The following is a 16,193-nucleotide window of genomic DNA, read 5'->3' as shown; positions in this document are numbered from 1 at the left end:
TACCGTATCGGGGTGACCGGCATCGACCCAGACAGTTTCGATCCAGGCGGTATCGACCCGAGCGGTATCGACCCGAGCGGTATCGACCCGGGCGACCTCGAGATCTGCCTGCGCGTCCTCGACCAGGCCGCCGCGCTCGGCGAGGACCACCCCGACTCCATCCGGGTGCAGCGGTCGGTCGGCCACATGTTCAAGCTACTCAAGAAGACGCGCCGCGCCGAGGTGCGTCGCGCCCGCCAGGAGGCGGACAAGGCTGTCATCGAGGCCACCGCGACCGGCTCACCCACCCGGATCGACGACGAGACCGCCGGAATCCGCCTGGTCTCCACCACCCCGGGCGCCGTCGCCGGCCACCTCCAGCGCGCGATGGCGTGCTACGTCTGCAAGCAGCGCTTCACCCAGGTCGACGCCTTCTACCACCAGCTGTGCCCGAGGTGCGCCGCGCTCAACCGGGCCCGGCGGGATCCCGAGATGGACCTGACCGGCCGGCGGGCCCTGCTCACCGGCGGCCGCGCGAAGATCGGCATGTACATCGCCCTGATGCTGCTGCGCGCCGGCGCCGACGTCACCATCACCACCCGCTTCCCCCGCGACGCCGCCCGCCGGTTCGCCTCGATGGACGACCACTCCGAGTGGGCCGACCGCGTGCACGTGATCGGCGTGGACCTGCGCGACCCCGCCCAGGTGGTGGCGCTGGCCGACGAGGTCGCCGCCGGCGGCCCGCTGGACATCCTCATCAACAACGCCGCACAGACCGTGCGCCGCTCCCCCGGGTCGTACTCCGGGCTCGTCGAGGGCGAGTCGGCCGCCCTCACCGGCCGCGCCGCCGACATCCCCGTGGTCACCATGGGCCGCACCTCCGAACTGCACCCGGCCGCGCTCATGGGCGGCGAGTCCGCGCTGATCGGGTCCGAGGAGGCCGAGCGCGAGGCCGACCACATCGCGACCCTGGCGCTGCAGGCCGGCTCGTCCTCGCTGGAGCGGATGGCCGCCGGGACCGCCATCGACGCCGGCGGGCTGCTGCCGGACGTGGTGGACCACAACAGCTGGGTGGCCACGGTCGAGCAGGTCGAGCCGATGGAGATGCTCGAGGTGCAGCTCGCCAACTCGGTCGCCCCGTTCATCCTCGTCTCCCGCCTGCGCCCCGCCATGGCGGCCTCGAAGGCGCGCCGCAAGTACGTCGTCAACGTCTCCGCCATGGAGGGACAGTTCTCGCGCCGCTACAAGGGCGCCGGCCACCCGCACACCAACATGGCCAAGGCGGGCCTCAACATGCTCACGCGCACCTCCGCCGAGGAGATGTTCACCGAACACGGCATCCTCATGACCGCCGTGGACACCGGCTGGATCACCGACGAGCGCCCGCACACCACCAAGGTCCGGCTGCACGAGGAGGGCTTCCACGCGCCCCTGGACCTCGTCGACGGCGCCGCCCGCGTGGTGGACCCGATCGTCCGCGGCGAGGCCGGCGAGGACCTCTACGGCTGCTTCCTCAAGGACTTCGAGCCCAGCCCGTGGTGAACGTCGACCCCGCCGTGAACGTCGACGCCGCCCGCCGGATCCTCGCCGACGAGCTGCTGCCCACGATCCGCGCCGCGGTGGCCGATCTCGGCGGCGACGGGCCCGACACGCTGGTGCACTCGCGGACCACCGACGAGGGTTCCGAGTGGCCCACCAACTCCGCCGCCGCGCTCGTCCACCACCTGTGCGGGGTGCTCGCCTCCTGGGGTGCGGCCAGCCTGGGTGGTGAGGACATCGTCCGGGATCGTGACGCCGAGTTCGCCTTCACCGGACCGGTGGGGCCGGAGCTCGACCGGCTTGGCGCCCTGATCGACCGACTTCCCGGGTGGGTCGCCGCGGCGGTCGGACGGGGCGATCTGGCCACTCCCGCCGGGACCACGGTCGACGTCGACGCCGCGCGCCGGGCGGGGACCTTCACCCCGGAGTGGGTTGTGGGCCACATCCTGCACGAGGTCGCCGCCCACACCGGCCAGCTGCAGGTGACCCGCGACGTCCTGCTGTCCCGGGGCCGATCGCGGTGAGCCGCACCCCGGTGCTGCTCGACTGCGACCCGGGCATCGACGACGCCCTGGCGATCGCCTACCTGGTGGCCGAGCACCGCGCCGGGCGGACCGACCTGACCGGCGTGGTGTGCACGGCCGGCAACGTCGGGTCGGAGGACACGGTCGCCAACGCGTGTGCGTGGCTCGACCTCGCGGGCGCGCCGGGGCTCCCGGTGGCCGCCGGCGCGCCCGGCCCGATCGCCGTGCCCCACGTGCTCACCCCCGAGACGCACGGCCCCCGCGGGGCCGGGTACGCCGAACTGACGACGACGAGGGCGACGACGACGAGGTCGGTCGATCCGCGCGACGGTGCGCGACTCTGGGTGGACGCGGCGCGCGCCCACCCCGGTGAGCTGGTGGGGATCGTGACCGGTCCCTCGTCCACGCTGGCCCATGCCCTGGCACTCGACCCCGCACTCCCCCGGTTGCTGGGCGGGCTGGTGGTGATGGGCGGGACGTTCCGTGGGCATCCGGGCAACACCACGCCGGTCAGCGAATGGAACGTCGACGTGGACCCCGAAGCCGCCGACCGCGTGTGCCGGGCGTGGGAGGACGCGCGCACCGCCGATCCCGCGGTGCCGACCCCGCTGTGGTGCGGGTTGAACCTCACCGAACGCGCGGTATGGACCCCCGAGCGGTCGGAGTGGCTGCTCGAGGCCACGGATTCCCCGCTGGCGCGGCGGCTGACCGAGGCCCTGCGGTTCTACTTCGAGTTCCACGACTCCGTCGGGGAGGGATACCTGGCGCAGGTCCACGACCCGTTCGTCGCGTGGATGGCCCTGCACCCGGAGGCGGTGGTGGCCGCGCCGGCGAACGTACGGGTCGAGTGCTCGGGCGAGCACACTCGCGGCATGACGGTGGCGGACGTCCGCGGGCACCGGCGCCGCGTGGACAACGCCCGCATCGCGACCGACGTGCTGGTGCCGGGCGGGCCGGACGCGGTCCTGGACGAGATCTGCGCGGCGATCGTCTCGGTGGCGGGCCGGCCCGGCTAGTTGTCCGGCCGCGTGAAGTTCCGGGTCGGCGGTGCCGGGTCGGGAACGCACTCGGCGGTGGCGTGCCCGCGCAGCGAGGTCGCGCACGCCACGCCGGCCGCGGCGCCGGTGCCCACGGCGATCGGCACGAGCTGCAGGCCGGTCACGATGTCGCCGGCGGCGTACACGCCGTCGACGCTGGTCAGCTGCATCGCGTTGACGGTGAGACCGCCCTCGTCGTCCAGCTCGCAGCCCAGGGACGTCGCGAGCTCGTTCGTCGGGTGGTGCGCGTAGGAGAAGAACACCTTCGACCCCGCGATCACCCTCCCGTCCGCGAGCCGGACCCCCTCCAGCTGGTCGGGGTCGCCGACGAGCTCCCGGGCGACCCCGTCGATCACCTCGATGTCGTGCTCCGCGCAGGCGGCCCGCTGATCGTCGTCGAAGGCCGGGTCGGAGTCGCTCTCGGTGACGATGACCACCTCCGACGCCCAGTCCAGCAATTCGGACGCGTAGGCGGGCACATGCGCGCCCACGCCGAGCACGATGATCCGCCGGCCGGCGGCGGTGAGGCCGTCGCAGGCGGGACAGTGGTGCACGTCGACCCCGTAGTGGTCGTCGATCCCCGCGAGGTCGGGTAGCCGGTCGCGCACGCCGGTGGCGAGGATGATCCGCCTGGCGGTGACCGTGACGGGGTTCTCGTCACCACCATCCGTTGTGGCGCCGGGTGCTATTCGGGCGACGAACCGGTCGTCGGATTTCCTGACCAGGTCGGTGACGACTCCACCGAGTCGTCGGACGGTCGGGTACTCGCGAAGACCCTCGTCGACGTCGGCGTAGAACTCGGCGGGTGTGGTGGGGCCGGTGCCGAGCATGCCGTGGACCCGCTGCGCCGCGAGATTGCGCTGGCACCCGGCGTCGACGAGCAGGGTGGAGCGCTGATACCGGCCGACCCAGGTGGCGGCCGACAGGCCCGCCGGGCCCCCGCCGATCACCAGGACGTCCACGGCCTCCGGCGGGTGGTCGTCCACGGCGTCGGACCCGGGGTCGGTGGGGGCGTCGGTCATGGCTCTCCGATCGGGAAACGGGTGATGCCACCCTACGAAAACCGGTGCCGACCGACCACCGGCCCGCCCCCGGAGTGATCGGACACGGAGGCGCGGGCGGTCGATGGACGGAACTAGAACCGGTGTTAGGCTCCTCCGGATGTTCCGGGCGGCCTCTGGGCCCTCCCGGACACCGCCGTCATCCCACCTCACCGCCCCGGGAGAGTCCATGAGGTCTGTCGCCACCGCCCTGATCGTCGTCGCGGGCGGGGCGGTCGTCGCCGGGGTCTCCGCACGTCGCGCAGCGGTGGCCTCCGGCGAGGCCGAGCCTGCGGTGGCCACCGTCCGGAACGCCGTGGCCACCGCGCAGGAGACCGTGCGTAGGCGGATCCGGCAACGCGCCGAGGTGACCGTACCGGCGGCAGGCCCCGGTGCGGCGTCCTCCGAGGGTGCGGGCCACGCGACGGCCACTCGTTCGGGATACCCGGCGGGCAGGGACGCGACTTCGGCCGGCTCGGCGCCACGCCGACTCGCCGGGGCCCGGGGATTCGTCCCCGCCCTCGAGGGGATCCGTGGCCTCGCGGCCGTCGGGGTGCTGACCACCCACGTCGCCTTCGTCACCCGCGCGTCCACCGGGTCACCCGTCAAACGGCTGTTCGGGCGACTCGACCTGGCGGTCGCCGTCTTCTTCGCCAAATCCGGGTTCCTGCTGTGGCGAGCCCACGCCGCCCACGCGCGCAGGGACGAGCCGGGAACCGCCCGGCCGACCCGCGAGTACCTCCGCTCGCGTCTCGTGCGGATCCTGCCGTCGTACGCGGTGCTGGTCGCCGCCGCGATGCTGCTGCTAGAGCAGAACCACGTCAACGGCCCGGATTCCTGGATCGCCAACCTGACCCTCACGCAGATCTACACGTCGAACTTCCTCGTCGCCGGGCTGACGCACGCGTGGTCGCTGGCCGTGGAGATGGCGTACTACCTCGCCTTCCCGCTGCTGTGGACCGCGATGAAGGACCTGCGCGGCAACTCCGCCCGGTGGCGTATCCCGGCGATCGCCGCGTTCGGTGCCTCGGGTCTCGTGTTCCCGATGCTCCCGTGGCACGCCCTCGGCATCCTGCCGGCCGACGTCAACGTCCAGATCCTCCCGCCGTCGTTCGCCGCCTGGTTCGCCGCGGGGATGCTGCTGGCCGAGGTCGTCACCGCGCCCCCCGGCACGCTCGCCCGGATGTGTCGCGATCGACTCGCGAGGTGGGGGTGGTGGCTCGCCGGCGGCGCTGCCCTGGTCGCCACCACCGTTCCCGGATGGTTCTCCGAGGGATTCGTCCACCCGGGCCCCGTCGAGTTCGCGGCCCGGACCGGTCTGGCGGGCACGATGGCGTTCCTCGTCCTGGCCCCGGTGGTCCTCGCCCCGGAGGGCACGCGGTTCCCGGTCCTGGAGTCCGCGCCGTTGCAGAAGGTCGGCACCTGGTCGTACGGAATCTTCCTGTGGCATCAGCTCGTCCTGCACGCCGCGTTCCCCCTCACCCGCACGCGGTTATGGGACCAGCGGATGGGGGTCATCTGGCCCGTCACCGTGGCCGGCTCGCTGGCCGCGGGCGCAGCGAGCCACCGGTTCATCGAGGAACCGGCACGAAAGCTGCTCTCCCCGCACGCCTGAATTCGGCGCCGGGTTCTCGTAGGGTGAGCGCACAACCGCGGACACGCGCACGCTCACGACGAAGGAGAACAGCTATGGGTTACATCGGCGGCGGAGTGGTCCTCGTGGTGCTCGGCGCGATACTCATGTACGCGGTCGAGATCAGCATTCCGGGTATCGACTCGAACACCCTCGCGGTGATCCTGATGGTGGCCGGTGTGGTGCTCTTCGTGATCGGTCTGCTGTTCGCGATGCGCTCGCGGAGCCGTCGGGTGCCGGACGAACGGTACTGAACCGGAGCGTCGGCGGGCTCGGAGTCGGCAACTGTCGTCTCCCCCGTCGTCTCCTGTCCGACTCGGTTCGCGTGCGCGTCGTTCACAGACGAGCTGCCGCGTGTGGGTGAGCATGCCGTCGTGTGCATCCGACCCTGAAGCCTGTGAGCCTCGTGTGCCCGCGAAAGTGTAGTCGCGCGGCCTCTGAGACAGCCGCGGGCGACATCTCCTGCGCGGATGCCCCGGGAGCGGAATCCGAAAGCGCGGAGATTCCTTCCGCGGACCTGTCGATCTTCGGGCGCCCGTTCGTCATGAAGGTGTCGGCGCACTTCACCGCGGCCGGCATCCACCAGTCACAGTCAGGAGATCGACATGAAGTACGTGCTTCTACTCTTCGGCACCATCGACGACGTCCGGTGCGGGGAGGCCGGGCCGGAGGGGGCCGTCGAGGGGCCCGGACCGGAGGCGTTCATGGCGTTCGATGCCGAACTCGAGGCCGCGGGGGTCCTCGCCGGCGGTTTTGCCCTGCACGACCCGGAGACCGCGGTCAGTCTCGCGGCCCCCGCCGGTGGCGGCGGCCCCGTCATCACCTCGGGTCCGTTCGCGGAGAGCCGCGAGTTCGTCGGGGGCACGATCATCATCGACGTGCCCGACATCGACGCGGCGCTCGCGTGGGCGCGGCGATGCCCGGGAGTGCATGGTGGCCGGGTCGAGGTCCGGGCCATCGCAGAGTACTGACGGACGCCGGGCACCGGTGACCGAGGGACCAGGAGACGCCGTGGGCACCGAGCGCGGGGCGCCCGGTGACCGCCGACCCGGGGAGTGCGAGAGCGCGGCCCCGGGTCTGGCGGTTCGCGACGTGCTCGGCGCGCTGCGCCGGGAGGACCGCTCGCGACTGCTCGCGGCTCTCGTGGCGCGGTTCGGCGACCTCGACCTCGCGGAGGACGCGACGCAGGACGCCTTCGCGGCCGCGCTGGAGAAGTGGCCGGTCACCGGTGTGCCGGACAAGCCCCTGGCCTGGCTCATGACCACCGCGGCGCGGAAGGCGATCGACCGACTCCGGCGACAGCGGGCTCTGACGGAGCGGTTGGCCCGGCTGCACGTCGAGCAGGAACACCGGGCGGCCCGTGCGGTGGAGGTCTCGCCCGCGGACCCGGACGAGATTCCGGATGAGCGTCTCGAGCTGTTCTTCGCCTGCTGCCACCCCACCCTGAAGGTCGAGGAGCAGGTCGTGCTCACGCTCCGGTGCCTGGCGGGGCTGACCACCGCCGAGATCGCCCAGGCGTTCCTGGTGCCGGTGCCCACGATGCAGCAGCGGCTGGTCAGGGCGAAGAAGCGGATGCGGGTCACCCGGATCCCGGTGCGGGTACCCGGGAGCGCGGAGCTTCCCGACCGGCTCTCGGCCGTTCTCACCGTGATCTACCTCGTCTTCTCCGAGGGGTATGCCGCGACGGAGGGGGCGAGTCACCTGAGGACGGATCTGACGCAGGAGGCGATCCGGCTGGCCCGCATCGTCCACCGGTTGATGCCCACGCAGTCGGAGGTCACCGGGTTGCTGGCGTTGATGGTGCTGATCGAGGCACGGGCGTCCGCTCGGACCGGTCGCGACGGGATGCCCGTTCCCCTGCCGGACCAGGACCGCCGCACGTGGGACCGTCTTCTGCTTGAGGAAGGCCTGTCGCTCGCAGAGCAGGCTGCCGCGGGCGGCCCGGGCCCGTACTCCGTTCAGGCCGCCATCGCCGCCGTGCACGCCGAGGCCCCGGACTTCGCGTCGACGGACTGGCGGCAGATCGTGGCCCTCTACGATGTGCTCGTGATCCTCGCTCCCGGCCCGGTGGTCCGGATGGCGCGGGCGGTGGCCATCGGGCGACGAGACGGGCCGGAGGTGGGGATCGCCCACCTGGACGAGTTGTCCGCGGACCCGGCGCTCGCCGAGCACCACCCGTTCCACGAGGCGAGGGCGGTCACCCTGGAGTTGCTCGGGCGTCCGGAGGAGGCGCGCCGGGCGTGGGTCCGCGCCCATGCACTCGCCCGCAACGACGCCGAGCGTGACTACCTCCTGCAGCGCTGGTGGGACGCCTGAAGGACGTGGGGCGTGCCCGCACATCCCTCCTTCCCCCACCCGGCCCCGCAGGATAGCCCCGCCGTGTCCCCGCCGACGAGGGCATCGTCGGCGTGGGCATCGTCGGCGTGGCCCGGATCGTCCGAAACCTCCTCCGCGACGCGGACGCCCGCCGGCGGGTTCTCGCCATGCGCAGGACCTTCGTCGCGCACGACCAGCACATGAGCGCGGTCGGGTTCGTACTGCGCAAACGCTGACCACGCCGCGGCACACGAAATCCGCTACTCTCCCTCCGGATCCGCTACCCGATTCCGAGTAGCAAATTGGCAGTGCGAGTAGCGGATTTGGTGTGGGCGGTCGGGGGCGGTGCGAAGCCTGCGCACTGCGCAAGACGGTGCCCGGCGGGGCTCAGGAGTCGAAGGCGTCGATGATCGCCTGCGCAGCGAGGGCCGCGGTGAGCGTGCCCTCGCGCACCTGCTGCTCCACTTCCGGGGCGATCCTGCGCACCTCCGGATCGGCGGCCAGCCGGGCCATCAGCGTGTCGTGGACCATGGACCACGTCCAGTCCACCTGCTGACGCGCCCTCCGCGCCTCCACCTCGCCGATCCCGTTCATCGTGTCCTGATGCGAGCGGACGGAGTTCCAGAAGCGGTCCAGTCCCTCGGCCTCCAGTCCCGACATGGTCAGGACGGGCACCTTCCACACCGCGTCGGCAGGACGCACCAACCGTAGGGCGGCCCCGAGTTCGCGGGCGGCCCGCGAGGCGTCTTTGACGTGCGGGCCGTCCGCTTTGTTCACCGCGACGATGTCCGCCAACTCGAGGACACCCTTCTTGATGCCCTGCAGCTGGTCGCCGGTGCGGGCGAGGGTGAGGAACGTGAAGCAGTCGACCATCCCGGCCACCGTCACCTCGGACTGGCCGACGCCGACGGTCTCCACGAGGATCACGTCGAACCCGGCGGCCTCGAGCAGGACCATCGTCTCCCGCGTGGCCTTGGCCACGCCCCCGAGCGTGCCGGACGTGGGCGAGGGCCGGATGTAGGCCCTCGGTTCCGTGGACAGGGTGGCCATGCGGGTCTTGTCGCCGAGGATCGAGCCGCCGGTGCGGGTGGACGACGGGTCGACGGCGAGGACCGCGACCTTGAGGCCCTGCTCCACCAGATACAGGCCGAAGGACTCGATGAACGTCGACTTGCCGACCCCCGGCACCCCGGTGATGCCGATCCGCAGCGCCCCACCGGCGTGCGGCAGCGCGCCCAACAGGAGCTGTTGGGCCTTCTCCCGGTGCGCCGGGTTCGTGGACTCCAGCAGTGTGATCGCGCGGGCGAGGACCGGGCGGTGGTCTTCGAGCACGCCGGCGAGCAGTGCGTCGACATCGATCTCGCGCCGCGGACGTGGCCCGGTGGCCGAGGGCACCGGTCCACGCACCGAGCCGGTGCCGGCCGTGGTAGACAGACTGCCCGACAGGTTGCCCGAACCGGCCGGGTCGGGTCCGGAGCCGAGGCGGGTCAGGACGTCACCTCCGAGCCGGCCCCCTCACCCGAGGCGGCCGACGAGAGGTCGTGGCCGAGCTCGCCGGCGAGCGCGTCGAGCAGCCCGATGGCGGCCTCGGCGATCACGGTGCCCGGCGGGTAGATCGCGGCGGCCCCGGCATCGTAGAGCTCCTGGAAGTCACCCGGCGGGATGACGCCACCGACCGTGACCATGATGTCCTCGCGCCCCACCCCGGCGAGCGCCGAACGCAGTGCGGGTACCAGGGTCAGGTGACCCGCGGCCAGGGAGGACACGCCCACAACGTGCACGTCGGCGTCGGCGGCCTGCTGGGCCACCTCCTCCGGCGTCTGGAACAACGGGCCCATGTCGACGTCGAACCCGAGGTCGGCGAACGCGGTGCCCACGACCTTCTGACCGCGGTCGTGGCCGTCCTGTCCCATCTTGGCCAGCAGGATGCGGGGACGGCGCCCCTCCTGCTCGGCGAACGCGTCGGCCATCCGCATGGCCCGGGTGACGTTGTCCACGGCGCCCTCCTTGGTGACCTCCTGCCGGTATACACCGGACAGGGTCTTGATCTCCGCTTTGTGACGACCGTAGACCTTCTCCAGCGCGTCGGAGATCTCCCCGATGCTGGCGTACGCGCGGGCCGCGTCGATCGCGAGGGCGAGGAGGTTGTCGTCCATATCGCTGCCCGCCCCGCCGGAGGCGGCCTCGGTCAGGCGGGTGAGGGCTGCCTGGCAGGCGTCCTCGTCCCGTTCCGCCCGCAGCTTGTCCAGTTTCGCCAGCTGCTCGGTGCGGACCCGGGAGTTGTCGACCTTGAGGACGTCGATCTCCTGGTCCTCGGTCACAACGTACTTGTTCACGCCGATCACGGGCTGACGACCGGAGTCGATGCGCGCCTGGGTCCGGGCGGCGGCCTCCTCGATGCGGAGCTTGGGGATGCCCTCCCCGATCGCCTGGGCCATGCCGCCGGCCTCCTCGATCTCGAGGAGGTGCAGACGGGCCTTGTCGGCGAGCTGGGCGGTGAGCCACTCGATGTAGTACGAGCCGGCCCACGGGTCGATCGGCCGCGTGGTCCCGGACTCCTGCTGCAGGAGCAACTGCGTGTTGCGGGCGATCCGCGCGGAGAAATCGGTGGGCAGAGCCAGCGCCTCGTCGAGGGCGTTGGTGTGCAGCGACTGCGTGTGACCCTGGGTGGACGCCATGGCCTCGATGCAGGTCCGCGCGACGTTGTTGAAGACGTCCTGCGCGGTCAGGGACCACCCCGACGTCTGCGAGTGGGTCCGCAGCGACTTGGACTTGGCGTTCTTCGGCCCGAACTTCTCGACCAGCTCGCTCCACAGCAGACGCCCCGCGCGCAGCTTGGCGATCTCCATGGAGAAGTTCATGCCGATGGCCCAGAAGAACGACAGGCGGGGCGCGAACTTGTCGATGTCCAACCCGGCGTCCAGACCGGCGCGGAGGTACTCCACGCCGTCGGCCAGCGTGTACGCCAGCTCGAGATCGGCCGTCGCACCGGCCTCCTGGATGTGGTAACCGGAGATGGAGATCGAGTTGAAGCGCGGCATCATCTTCGACGTGTAGGCGAAGATGTCCGAGATGATCCGCATGGAGGGCTTGGGCGGATAGATGTAGGTGTTGCGGACCATGAACTCCTTGAGGATGTCGTTCTGGATGGTCCCCGCGAGCTGGTCCGGCGTCACCCCCTGCTCCTCGGCCGCCACCACGTAGAACGCGAGGATCGGCAGGACGGCGCCGTTCATCGTCATCGACACCGACACCGACGACAGGTCGATGCCGTCGAACAACTCGCGCATGTCCAGGATGGAGTCGATCGCCACCCCGGCCATGCCGACGTCGCCGGCGACCCGCGGGTGATCGGAGTCGTACCCACGGTGCGTGGCCAGGTCGAACGCCACCGACAGGCCCTTCTGGCCGGCTGCGAGGTTGCGCCGGTAGAAGGCGTTGGACTCAGCGGCCGTGGAGAACCCCGCGTACTGGCGGATGGTCCACGGCTGGTTGACGTACATCGACGGGTAGGGCCCGCGGAGGAAGGGTGCCGCACCCGGCACCGTGTCCAACGGGAAGGGGGTGACCTCCTCGCCGTCGTCGGTCGGGGCGGTGCCCGCCTCCACGGCGTCACGGTCGGCCTTGGTGTAGACGCGCTTGACGTCGATACCCTCCGGCGTCTCCCACGTCGGGTCCGCGTCGACGCCGGGACCCACCTCGTGGTCGGCCGTGGTCTCGACACCGTCCGGCAGGGGCGCCCCCTCGGAGGTCTCCCGCAACGGGGTGGTGCTGAAATCGGGGAAGGTCGTCATGTCACTGCACTCCCAGCTGGTCGAGGAGGGTGGTCAGGGCGGCGACGGCATCGATGCCGAGGGCCAGGTACCCGTCCGGGCGGTCGGTGGCGTCGGCGGGGAAGCCCTTCTCGGCGCCGGCGAGGTACACCGTCGACACCCCGGCGTCCCGGAGCGCGCGGACGGCGTCGGCGCCCTCGGTCGCGTAGCGCTTGTCCGCGCCGCAGAGCACGGCGATCCGCTCGCCCTCGTGCGCCCCGGCGTACTGCCCGGCCTCGGTGACGACCGGATTGCGTGCCTCGATGCCGCCGGCGGCGAGCAGGTTGGCCACGAACGTCACGCGGGGAGTCGTCTCGGCCTGGGGGCCGAGGCCCGCGATCAGGACGGTCGGGCGGGAGCCGGTGGCCTCCAGGTGCGCGTCGGACCGGTCCCGCAGGTCCTCGAACGCGCGGCCGTAGCGGTAGTCGTCGCCGCCACGGCGAGAGGCGTCGAGGGGCTGCTCGTCGAGATCGGGGAACTCGGACACACCGGTGATCGGGGCCGTGCGGTGGGCGATGTCGGCGTCGCGTGCCTCGCGTACGCGGGCGATGGCGTCGGCGACGGTCCCCGAGGAGATCGCGGCGGTCAGGCCGCCCTCCGCCTCGATCGTCTGCAACGCCGACCACGCGGCGTCGGCGAGCGCGTCGGTGAGCGACTCGACGTACCAGGAGCCACCGGCCGGGTCCACGACGTGTCCGAGATGCGACTCCTCGAGCAGCAGGAGCTGGGTGTTGCGGGCGATACGCGCGGCGAAGGCATGGGAGGTGCTCTCGAGGCCCCCCGGCACCGAGGCATCGAACGGGAGGACCGTCACCGAGGTGGCGCCGCCGACCCCGGCGCCGAACGCGGCGAGGGTGGTCCGGAGCATGTTCACCCACGGGTCCCGGCGCGACATCATCGCCATGGAGGTCACCGCGTGCTGCGGAGCGCCACCGGCCTCGGGAGCGCCGAGGAGTTCGGCGACGCGGGCCCACATGAGCCGTCCCGCGCGGAACTTGGCGATCGACGCGAACTGGTCATCGGTGGCGGCGAGCCGGAACGAGATCTGGCGCAGCGCGGCGGCGGCGGACAGTCCCGCCGACATCAGCGCCCGCACGTACTCCAGTCCGGCGGCCACGGCGTAGGCCAACTCCTGGGCGTCGCCGGCGCCGTCGGCGTGGAAGACCGTGCCGTCGGCGACGAAGGTCCGGATGGTCTCCTCGCGCTCGGTGACGCGCGTGGCCAGCTGCACCGCGGCGTCGAGCTCGATCGTGCCGGTCCCCGCGTAGGCGGCGGTCACGGGCGCGGCCCCCAGGTCGGCGACGACGGCGGCGCGGTCGACGACCCCGTCACCCGCCTCGCGGCGCTCGTCGAGCAGGGCGAGGAACGACTCGGCGACCTCGACCAGGCCGGCACCGGAATCGAAGGTGACCGGGGCCAGATCCAGGTAGACGTCCTTGAGGACCGCTGCCAGCGCGGCGGGCTCGGCGGTGAGCCACAGTGCCGAGACCCCCTGGTTCAACAGGTCCAGGATCTCGGTGTTGACCTCGGAGGCCTCCCCCGTGACCGCGATGCGCGAGCTGACGTGCCAGCCGCTCTCGGGCAGCCCCGACCGGCCCCCGCCGCGGACGTACGGGAACTGCCCGGGCGCGGGGCGCTCGGCGATCTCGTCTTCCCGCGTGTACAGCGGGTTGATCTCGATGCCGTCGCGTGTGGTGGCGACCAGTGCGCGCCAGGCGTCCTCGGGCATGTCGGCGGGATCCTTGCGGGCGGCCTTCGCGAGGACGGCTCCCACAGAGGCGTACCAGGAGCGAAGGTCTGGGCCTGTGGTCGAACTGGTCACCGGTACCTCGTTCTCGTGTGGAGTGAAGGGGGTCACCCCCGGACTCTAGTCCAGCCCCACCGGGGCCGGAACACGCCCTCGCGGTGAGGGGGACCTGTGGGGGACGACGTCCGCACCACGGCAACTACAGTCGTCCCGGTGCGGAACCGGGTGTTGGCGTGGGTGGCGGCCGTCGCGCTGGTGGCCCTGGTCGCGACCCTCGTGCCGACCCCGGGGCTGGAGCAGTTCCGTGAATGGGCCACGCGACTGGGTCCGTGGTTCCCCGTTGCCTTCTTCGCCGCCTACGCGCTCGTCACGGTCTCGCCCATCCCCCGGTCGACCTTCACCTACACCGCCGCGGTCCTGTTCACCCCGGCCGTGGCCATCCCGTGGACTCTCGTGGCCACCGGCATCGCGGCGACACTGGCGTTCGCCGGGGTCCGTCGCCTCGGTCACGACCGGACAGCCGCGCTGCGCGCGGATCCGCGGGTGGCCTCGATCGACGCACGACTGCGTCGGCGCGGGTGGCTCTCGGTGGGCAGTCTGCGGCTGGTACCCGCGGTGCCGTTCTCGGTGGTCAACTACGCCGCCGCGCTGACCTCGATCTCCTACCCGCAGTTCCTGCTGGCCACCCTCATCGGCAGTGCGCCCGGGACCGTCGCCGCGGTCCTCCTGGGGCATTCCCTGACCGAGGGTGACGGCACGGCCGCACTGTGGGCCACCGCTGGGTTCGCCCTGATCGGACTGGTGGGGATGGTCCTCGACGCCACGCTGCCGGTCAGGCCGGTTCGGTGACGAAGTCGACCAACCTCTCCACCGCTCCGAGCAACGCGGGTTCGATGTCCCGGTAGGTGCTCACGGAGGCGAGCACGTGGCGGAACCCGTCGGCGGGTTCGCCCCAGCCCAGCCGCCGGCAGATCCCCGTCTTCCAGTCCTCGCTGCGGGGGACCACCGGCCATTCGCGGATCCCCACGGCGGAGGGTTTGACCGCCTGCCAGATGTCCACGTACGGGTGGCCGGTCACGAGGACGTCCTGCCCCAGTCCGGCGACGATCCGCGATTCCTTGCTGCCCTCGACGAGGTGGTCCACCAACACGCCGAGTCTCGCCTGACGGGTGGGGCCGAACTCGGTGACCAGCGCATGCAGATCGTCGATCCCGTGCAGCGGTTCGACCACCACGCCCTCGACCCGCAGATCGTGGCCCCAGATCTTCTCCACGAGCGCGGCGTCGTGGATGCCCTCGACCCAGATTCGCCCCGCGCGGGCCGTGCGGGCCCGCAGTCCCTCGACCTTCCGCGACCCCGACGCGGTGACCGCGGGCCCCCGCCGCGTTGCCGGGGCCGGCTTCCGCAGGGTGACCGGGGAGCCGTCGATGAGGAACGCCGAGGGGGTCATCGCGAAGAGGCGCACGCGACCGCGCCGGTCCTCCAGTTTGACGAACTCGCCGTCGTAGGACCGGTCGAAACCCACCACGGCGCCGCAGAACCCGGACTCGGCGTCCTCCACCACCAGGTCCCGTTCGGCGTCGACGACGGGGACCTCCGGGCGGCGGCGTCGCGCCGTGCCGGACAGGATGTCGGAGCCGTACATGTCTGCCATGGCCAGACACGGTAGCCGTCGCCGCGCCGGGGGTGCCGGCGGCACACCGCCGGTAGGATTGATCGTCATGTCCCGACCCCTCACCCGCAGTACCGCGCTGTCCCCGGCGTGGCCGCTGCCGCTGTACCTCCTGCGCACCGCGTGGGCGGATCAACCGTTCGACGAGTTGACCTCGTACGTCTCCGGCCTGGCGGAGTCGCACCTGCTGGAGATCGTCGGAGCGCCTGTCCCGATGCTCGCCGAGGTCTCCCCCGCCGCCGGCCCGGCAGGACTCCTGCCCGGGCTCGTCACGACGTTGCGGCGCGCCGGGCGTTCGTACCCGGCGCCGGAGGCCCTGTCCCTGCTCACGACGGCGCCCGGGGACTCCTCGAGCCTGCCGCCGGTCCCTGCGGTCCGCGCGGACGTGTCCGACGCCGGGTGGGGGATCCTCGTCCGCGACCCCGACTCACGGGACGCCGTGTGCCTGACCTGCGTCCAACCGCATCCCGAAGTGCTGCGGTGGCGAGCGCGCGGGGTCCATGACTGCCCCGTCGGACCCCAACCGGCCGGCCCCTCGGAGGCGCTCGCCGACCTGGGTGGAGCCGTCGTGGAGGCCGCCGACCTCATCGAACGCACGGCCGTGCGCACCAACGACGTGGCCCGGATCGACATCCGTTCCCACGTCACCCGCCTACCGGTCGGGCTCCCGTCCCGCGTCCTCGAACTGGTGGACAGGATCGACCGGGTGGAGGCGATCACCTCCGTCGCGCTGGCACAGCCGGAGGTCGGGGTGGACCCCGCCGCGCGCGAGCCGGTCCTCCGGCGACTCGTCGCCGTGAAGGACGCCGCACGCCGGTCCGCGGTGGCCGCGGCCGGCGAGGCGGCGCTGAGAACCTTCTGACCACGCCCGGGGACCGGGACCGTCAGAGCGTA

At 72.0% G+C, this 16,193-nt stretch carries 15 protein-coding genes; 10 read left to right on the top strand and 5 right to left on the bottom strand.

Features of this window, described 5'->3' with window-relative positions:
• Positions 1 to 21 precede the first annotated feature (21 nt).
• Genes AYO52_RS05645 through AYO52_RS05635 form a run of 3 tightly spaced genes read left to right on the top strand, consistent with a single transcriptional unit; the run spans position 22 to position 3,058 of the window.
• On the top strand, positions 22 to 1,521 hold the full coding sequence (locus AYO52_RS05645; RefSeq protein ID WP_371517366.1) for an SDR family NAD(P)-dependent oxidoreductase: 1,500 nt from the start codon (positions 22 to 24) through the stop codon (positions 1,519 to 1,521).
• Entirely contained in the window at positions 1,515 to 2,042 is a 528-nt protein-coding gene (locus AYO52_RS05640; RefSeq protein ID WP_082923801.1) for a DUF664 domain-containing protein, read from the top strand. Before AYO52_RS05645 ends, AYO52_RS05640 begins: the two co-directional genes overlap by 7 nt.
• Complete coding sequence (locus AYO52_RS05635; RefSeq protein WP_067714401.1) at positions 2,039 to 3,058, top strand: nucleoside hydrolase; 1,020 nt, start codon at positions 2,039 to 2,041, stop codon at positions 3,056 to 3,058. The genes AYO52_RS05640 and AYO52_RS05635 overlap by 4 nt, the downstream gene beginning before the upstream one ends.
• Here AYO52_RS05635 and AYO52_RS05630 read toward each other — a convergent pair.
• Positions 3,055 to 4,101, bottom strand: a complete 1,047-nt coding sequence (locus AYO52_RS05630) for an NAD(P)/FAD-dependent oxidoreductase (RefSeq protein ID WP_067714398.1) — start codon at positions 4,099 to 4,101, stop codon at positions 3,055 to 3,057. The two genes, AYO52_RS05635 and AYO52_RS05630, sit on opposite strands and share 4 nt — an antisense overlap.
• Positions 4,102 to 4,309: 208 nt before the next feature.
• Here AYO52_RS05630 and AYO52_RS05625 point away from each other — a divergent pair, with 208 nt between their 5' ends.
• The 5 genes from AYO52_RS05625 (at position 4,310) to AYO52_RS17600 (ending at position 8,304) form a co-directional block, all read left to right on the top strand.
• Complete coding sequence (locus AYO52_RS05625) at positions 4,310 to 5,734, top strand: acyltransferase (protein ID WP_067714396.1); 1,425 nt, start codon at positions 4,310 to 4,312, stop codon at positions 5,732 to 5,734.
• A 74-nt stretch (positions 5,735 to 5,808) separates the two neighbouring features.
• Positions 5,809 to 6,006 carry a hypothetical protein gene (locus AYO52_RS05620; RefSeq protein WP_067714393.1) on the top strand — a complete coding sequence of 66 codons (198 nt, stop codon included), beginning with the start codon at positions 5,809 to 5,811 and terminating at the stop codon, positions 6,004 to 6,006.
• Positions 6,007 to 6,357: 351 nt separating this feature from the next.
• Positions 6,358 to 6,723, top strand: a complete 366-nt coding sequence (locus AYO52_RS05615) for a YciI family protein (protein WP_067714390.1) — start codon at positions 6,358 to 6,360, stop codon at positions 6,721 to 6,723.
• A 106-nt stretch (positions 6,724 to 6,829) separates the two neighbouring features.
• Complete coding sequence (locus tag AYO52_RS05610; protein WP_067714546.1) at positions 6,830 to 8,068, top strand: RNA polymerase sigma factor; 1,239 nt, start codon at positions 6,830 to 6,832, stop codon at positions 8,066 to 8,068.
• A 92-nt stretch (positions 8,069 to 8,160) separates the two neighbouring features.
• Complete coding sequence (locus tag AYO52_RS17600) at positions 8,161 to 8,304, top strand: hypothetical protein (protein ID WP_182640387.1); 144 nt, start codon at positions 8,161 to 8,163, stop codon at positions 8,302 to 8,304.
• A 151-nt stretch (positions 8,305 to 8,455) separates the two neighbouring features.
• Here the strand turns inward: AYO52_RS17600 and meaB are convergent, their stop codons facing one another.
• The 3 genes from meaB to AYO52_RS05595 form a co-directional block, all read right to left on the bottom strand.
• Complete coding sequence (gene meaB, locus AYO52_RS05605) at positions 8,456 to 9,463, bottom strand: methylmalonyl Co-A mutase-associated GTPase MeaB (protein WP_067714387.1); 1,008 nt, start codon at positions 9,461 to 9,463, stop codon at positions 8,456 to 8,458.
• 92 nt (positions 9,464 to 9,555) lie between these two features.
• Positions 9,556 to 11,862, bottom strand: coding sequence for a methylmalonyl-CoA mutase (scpA, locus tag AYO52_RS05600; protein WP_067714383.1), 2,307 nt, complete (start codon positions 11,860 to 11,862; stop codon positions 9,556 to 9,558).
• A gap of 1 nt (position 11,863) precedes the next feature.
• Positions 11,864 to 13,702, bottom strand: coding sequence for a methylmalonyl-CoA mutase family protein (locus AYO52_RS05595; RefSeq protein ID WP_067714380.1), 1,839 nt, complete (start codon positions 13,700 to 13,702; stop codon positions 11,864 to 11,866).
• 138 nt (positions 13,703 to 13,840) lie between these two features.
• Here AYO52_RS05595 and AYO52_RS05590 point away from each other — a divergent pair, with 138 nt between their 5' ends.
• Complete coding sequence (locus AYO52_RS05590; RefSeq protein ID WP_253701907.1) at positions 13,841 to 14,476, top strand: TVP38/TMEM64 family protein; 636 nt, start codon at positions 13,841 to 13,843, stop codon at positions 14,474 to 14,476.
• Here AYO52_RS05590 and AYO52_RS05585 read toward each other — a convergent pair.
• Positions 14,460 to 15,272: a DUF3097 domain-containing protein gene (locus AYO52_RS05585; protein WP_067714541.1), complete on the bottom strand. Its 813-nt coding sequence runs from the start codon at positions 15,270 to 15,272 to the stop codon at positions 14,460 to 14,462. The two genes, AYO52_RS05590 and AYO52_RS05585, sit on opposite strands and share 17 nt — an antisense overlap.
• A 76-nt stretch (positions 15,273 to 15,348) precedes the next feature.
• Here AYO52_RS05585 and AYO52_RS05580 point away from each other — a divergent pair, with 76 nt between their 5' ends.
• Positions 15,349 to 16,161 (top strand): hypothetical protein, encoded by an 813-nt coding sequence (locus tag AYO52_RS05580; RefSeq protein ID WP_067714377.1) that lies wholly within the window; start codon positions 15,349 to 15,351, stop codon positions 16,159 to 16,161.
• Positions 16,162 to 16,193: the final 32 nt, after the last annotated feature.

It is taken from the genome of Dietzia sp. 111N12-1 (assembly GCF_001658045.1).
GTDB lineage: Bacteria > Actinomycetota > Actinomycetes > Mycobacteriales > Mycobacteriaceae > Dietzia > Dietzia kunjamensis.
This window is presented reverse-complemented; position numbering and strand designations above follow the sequence as displayed.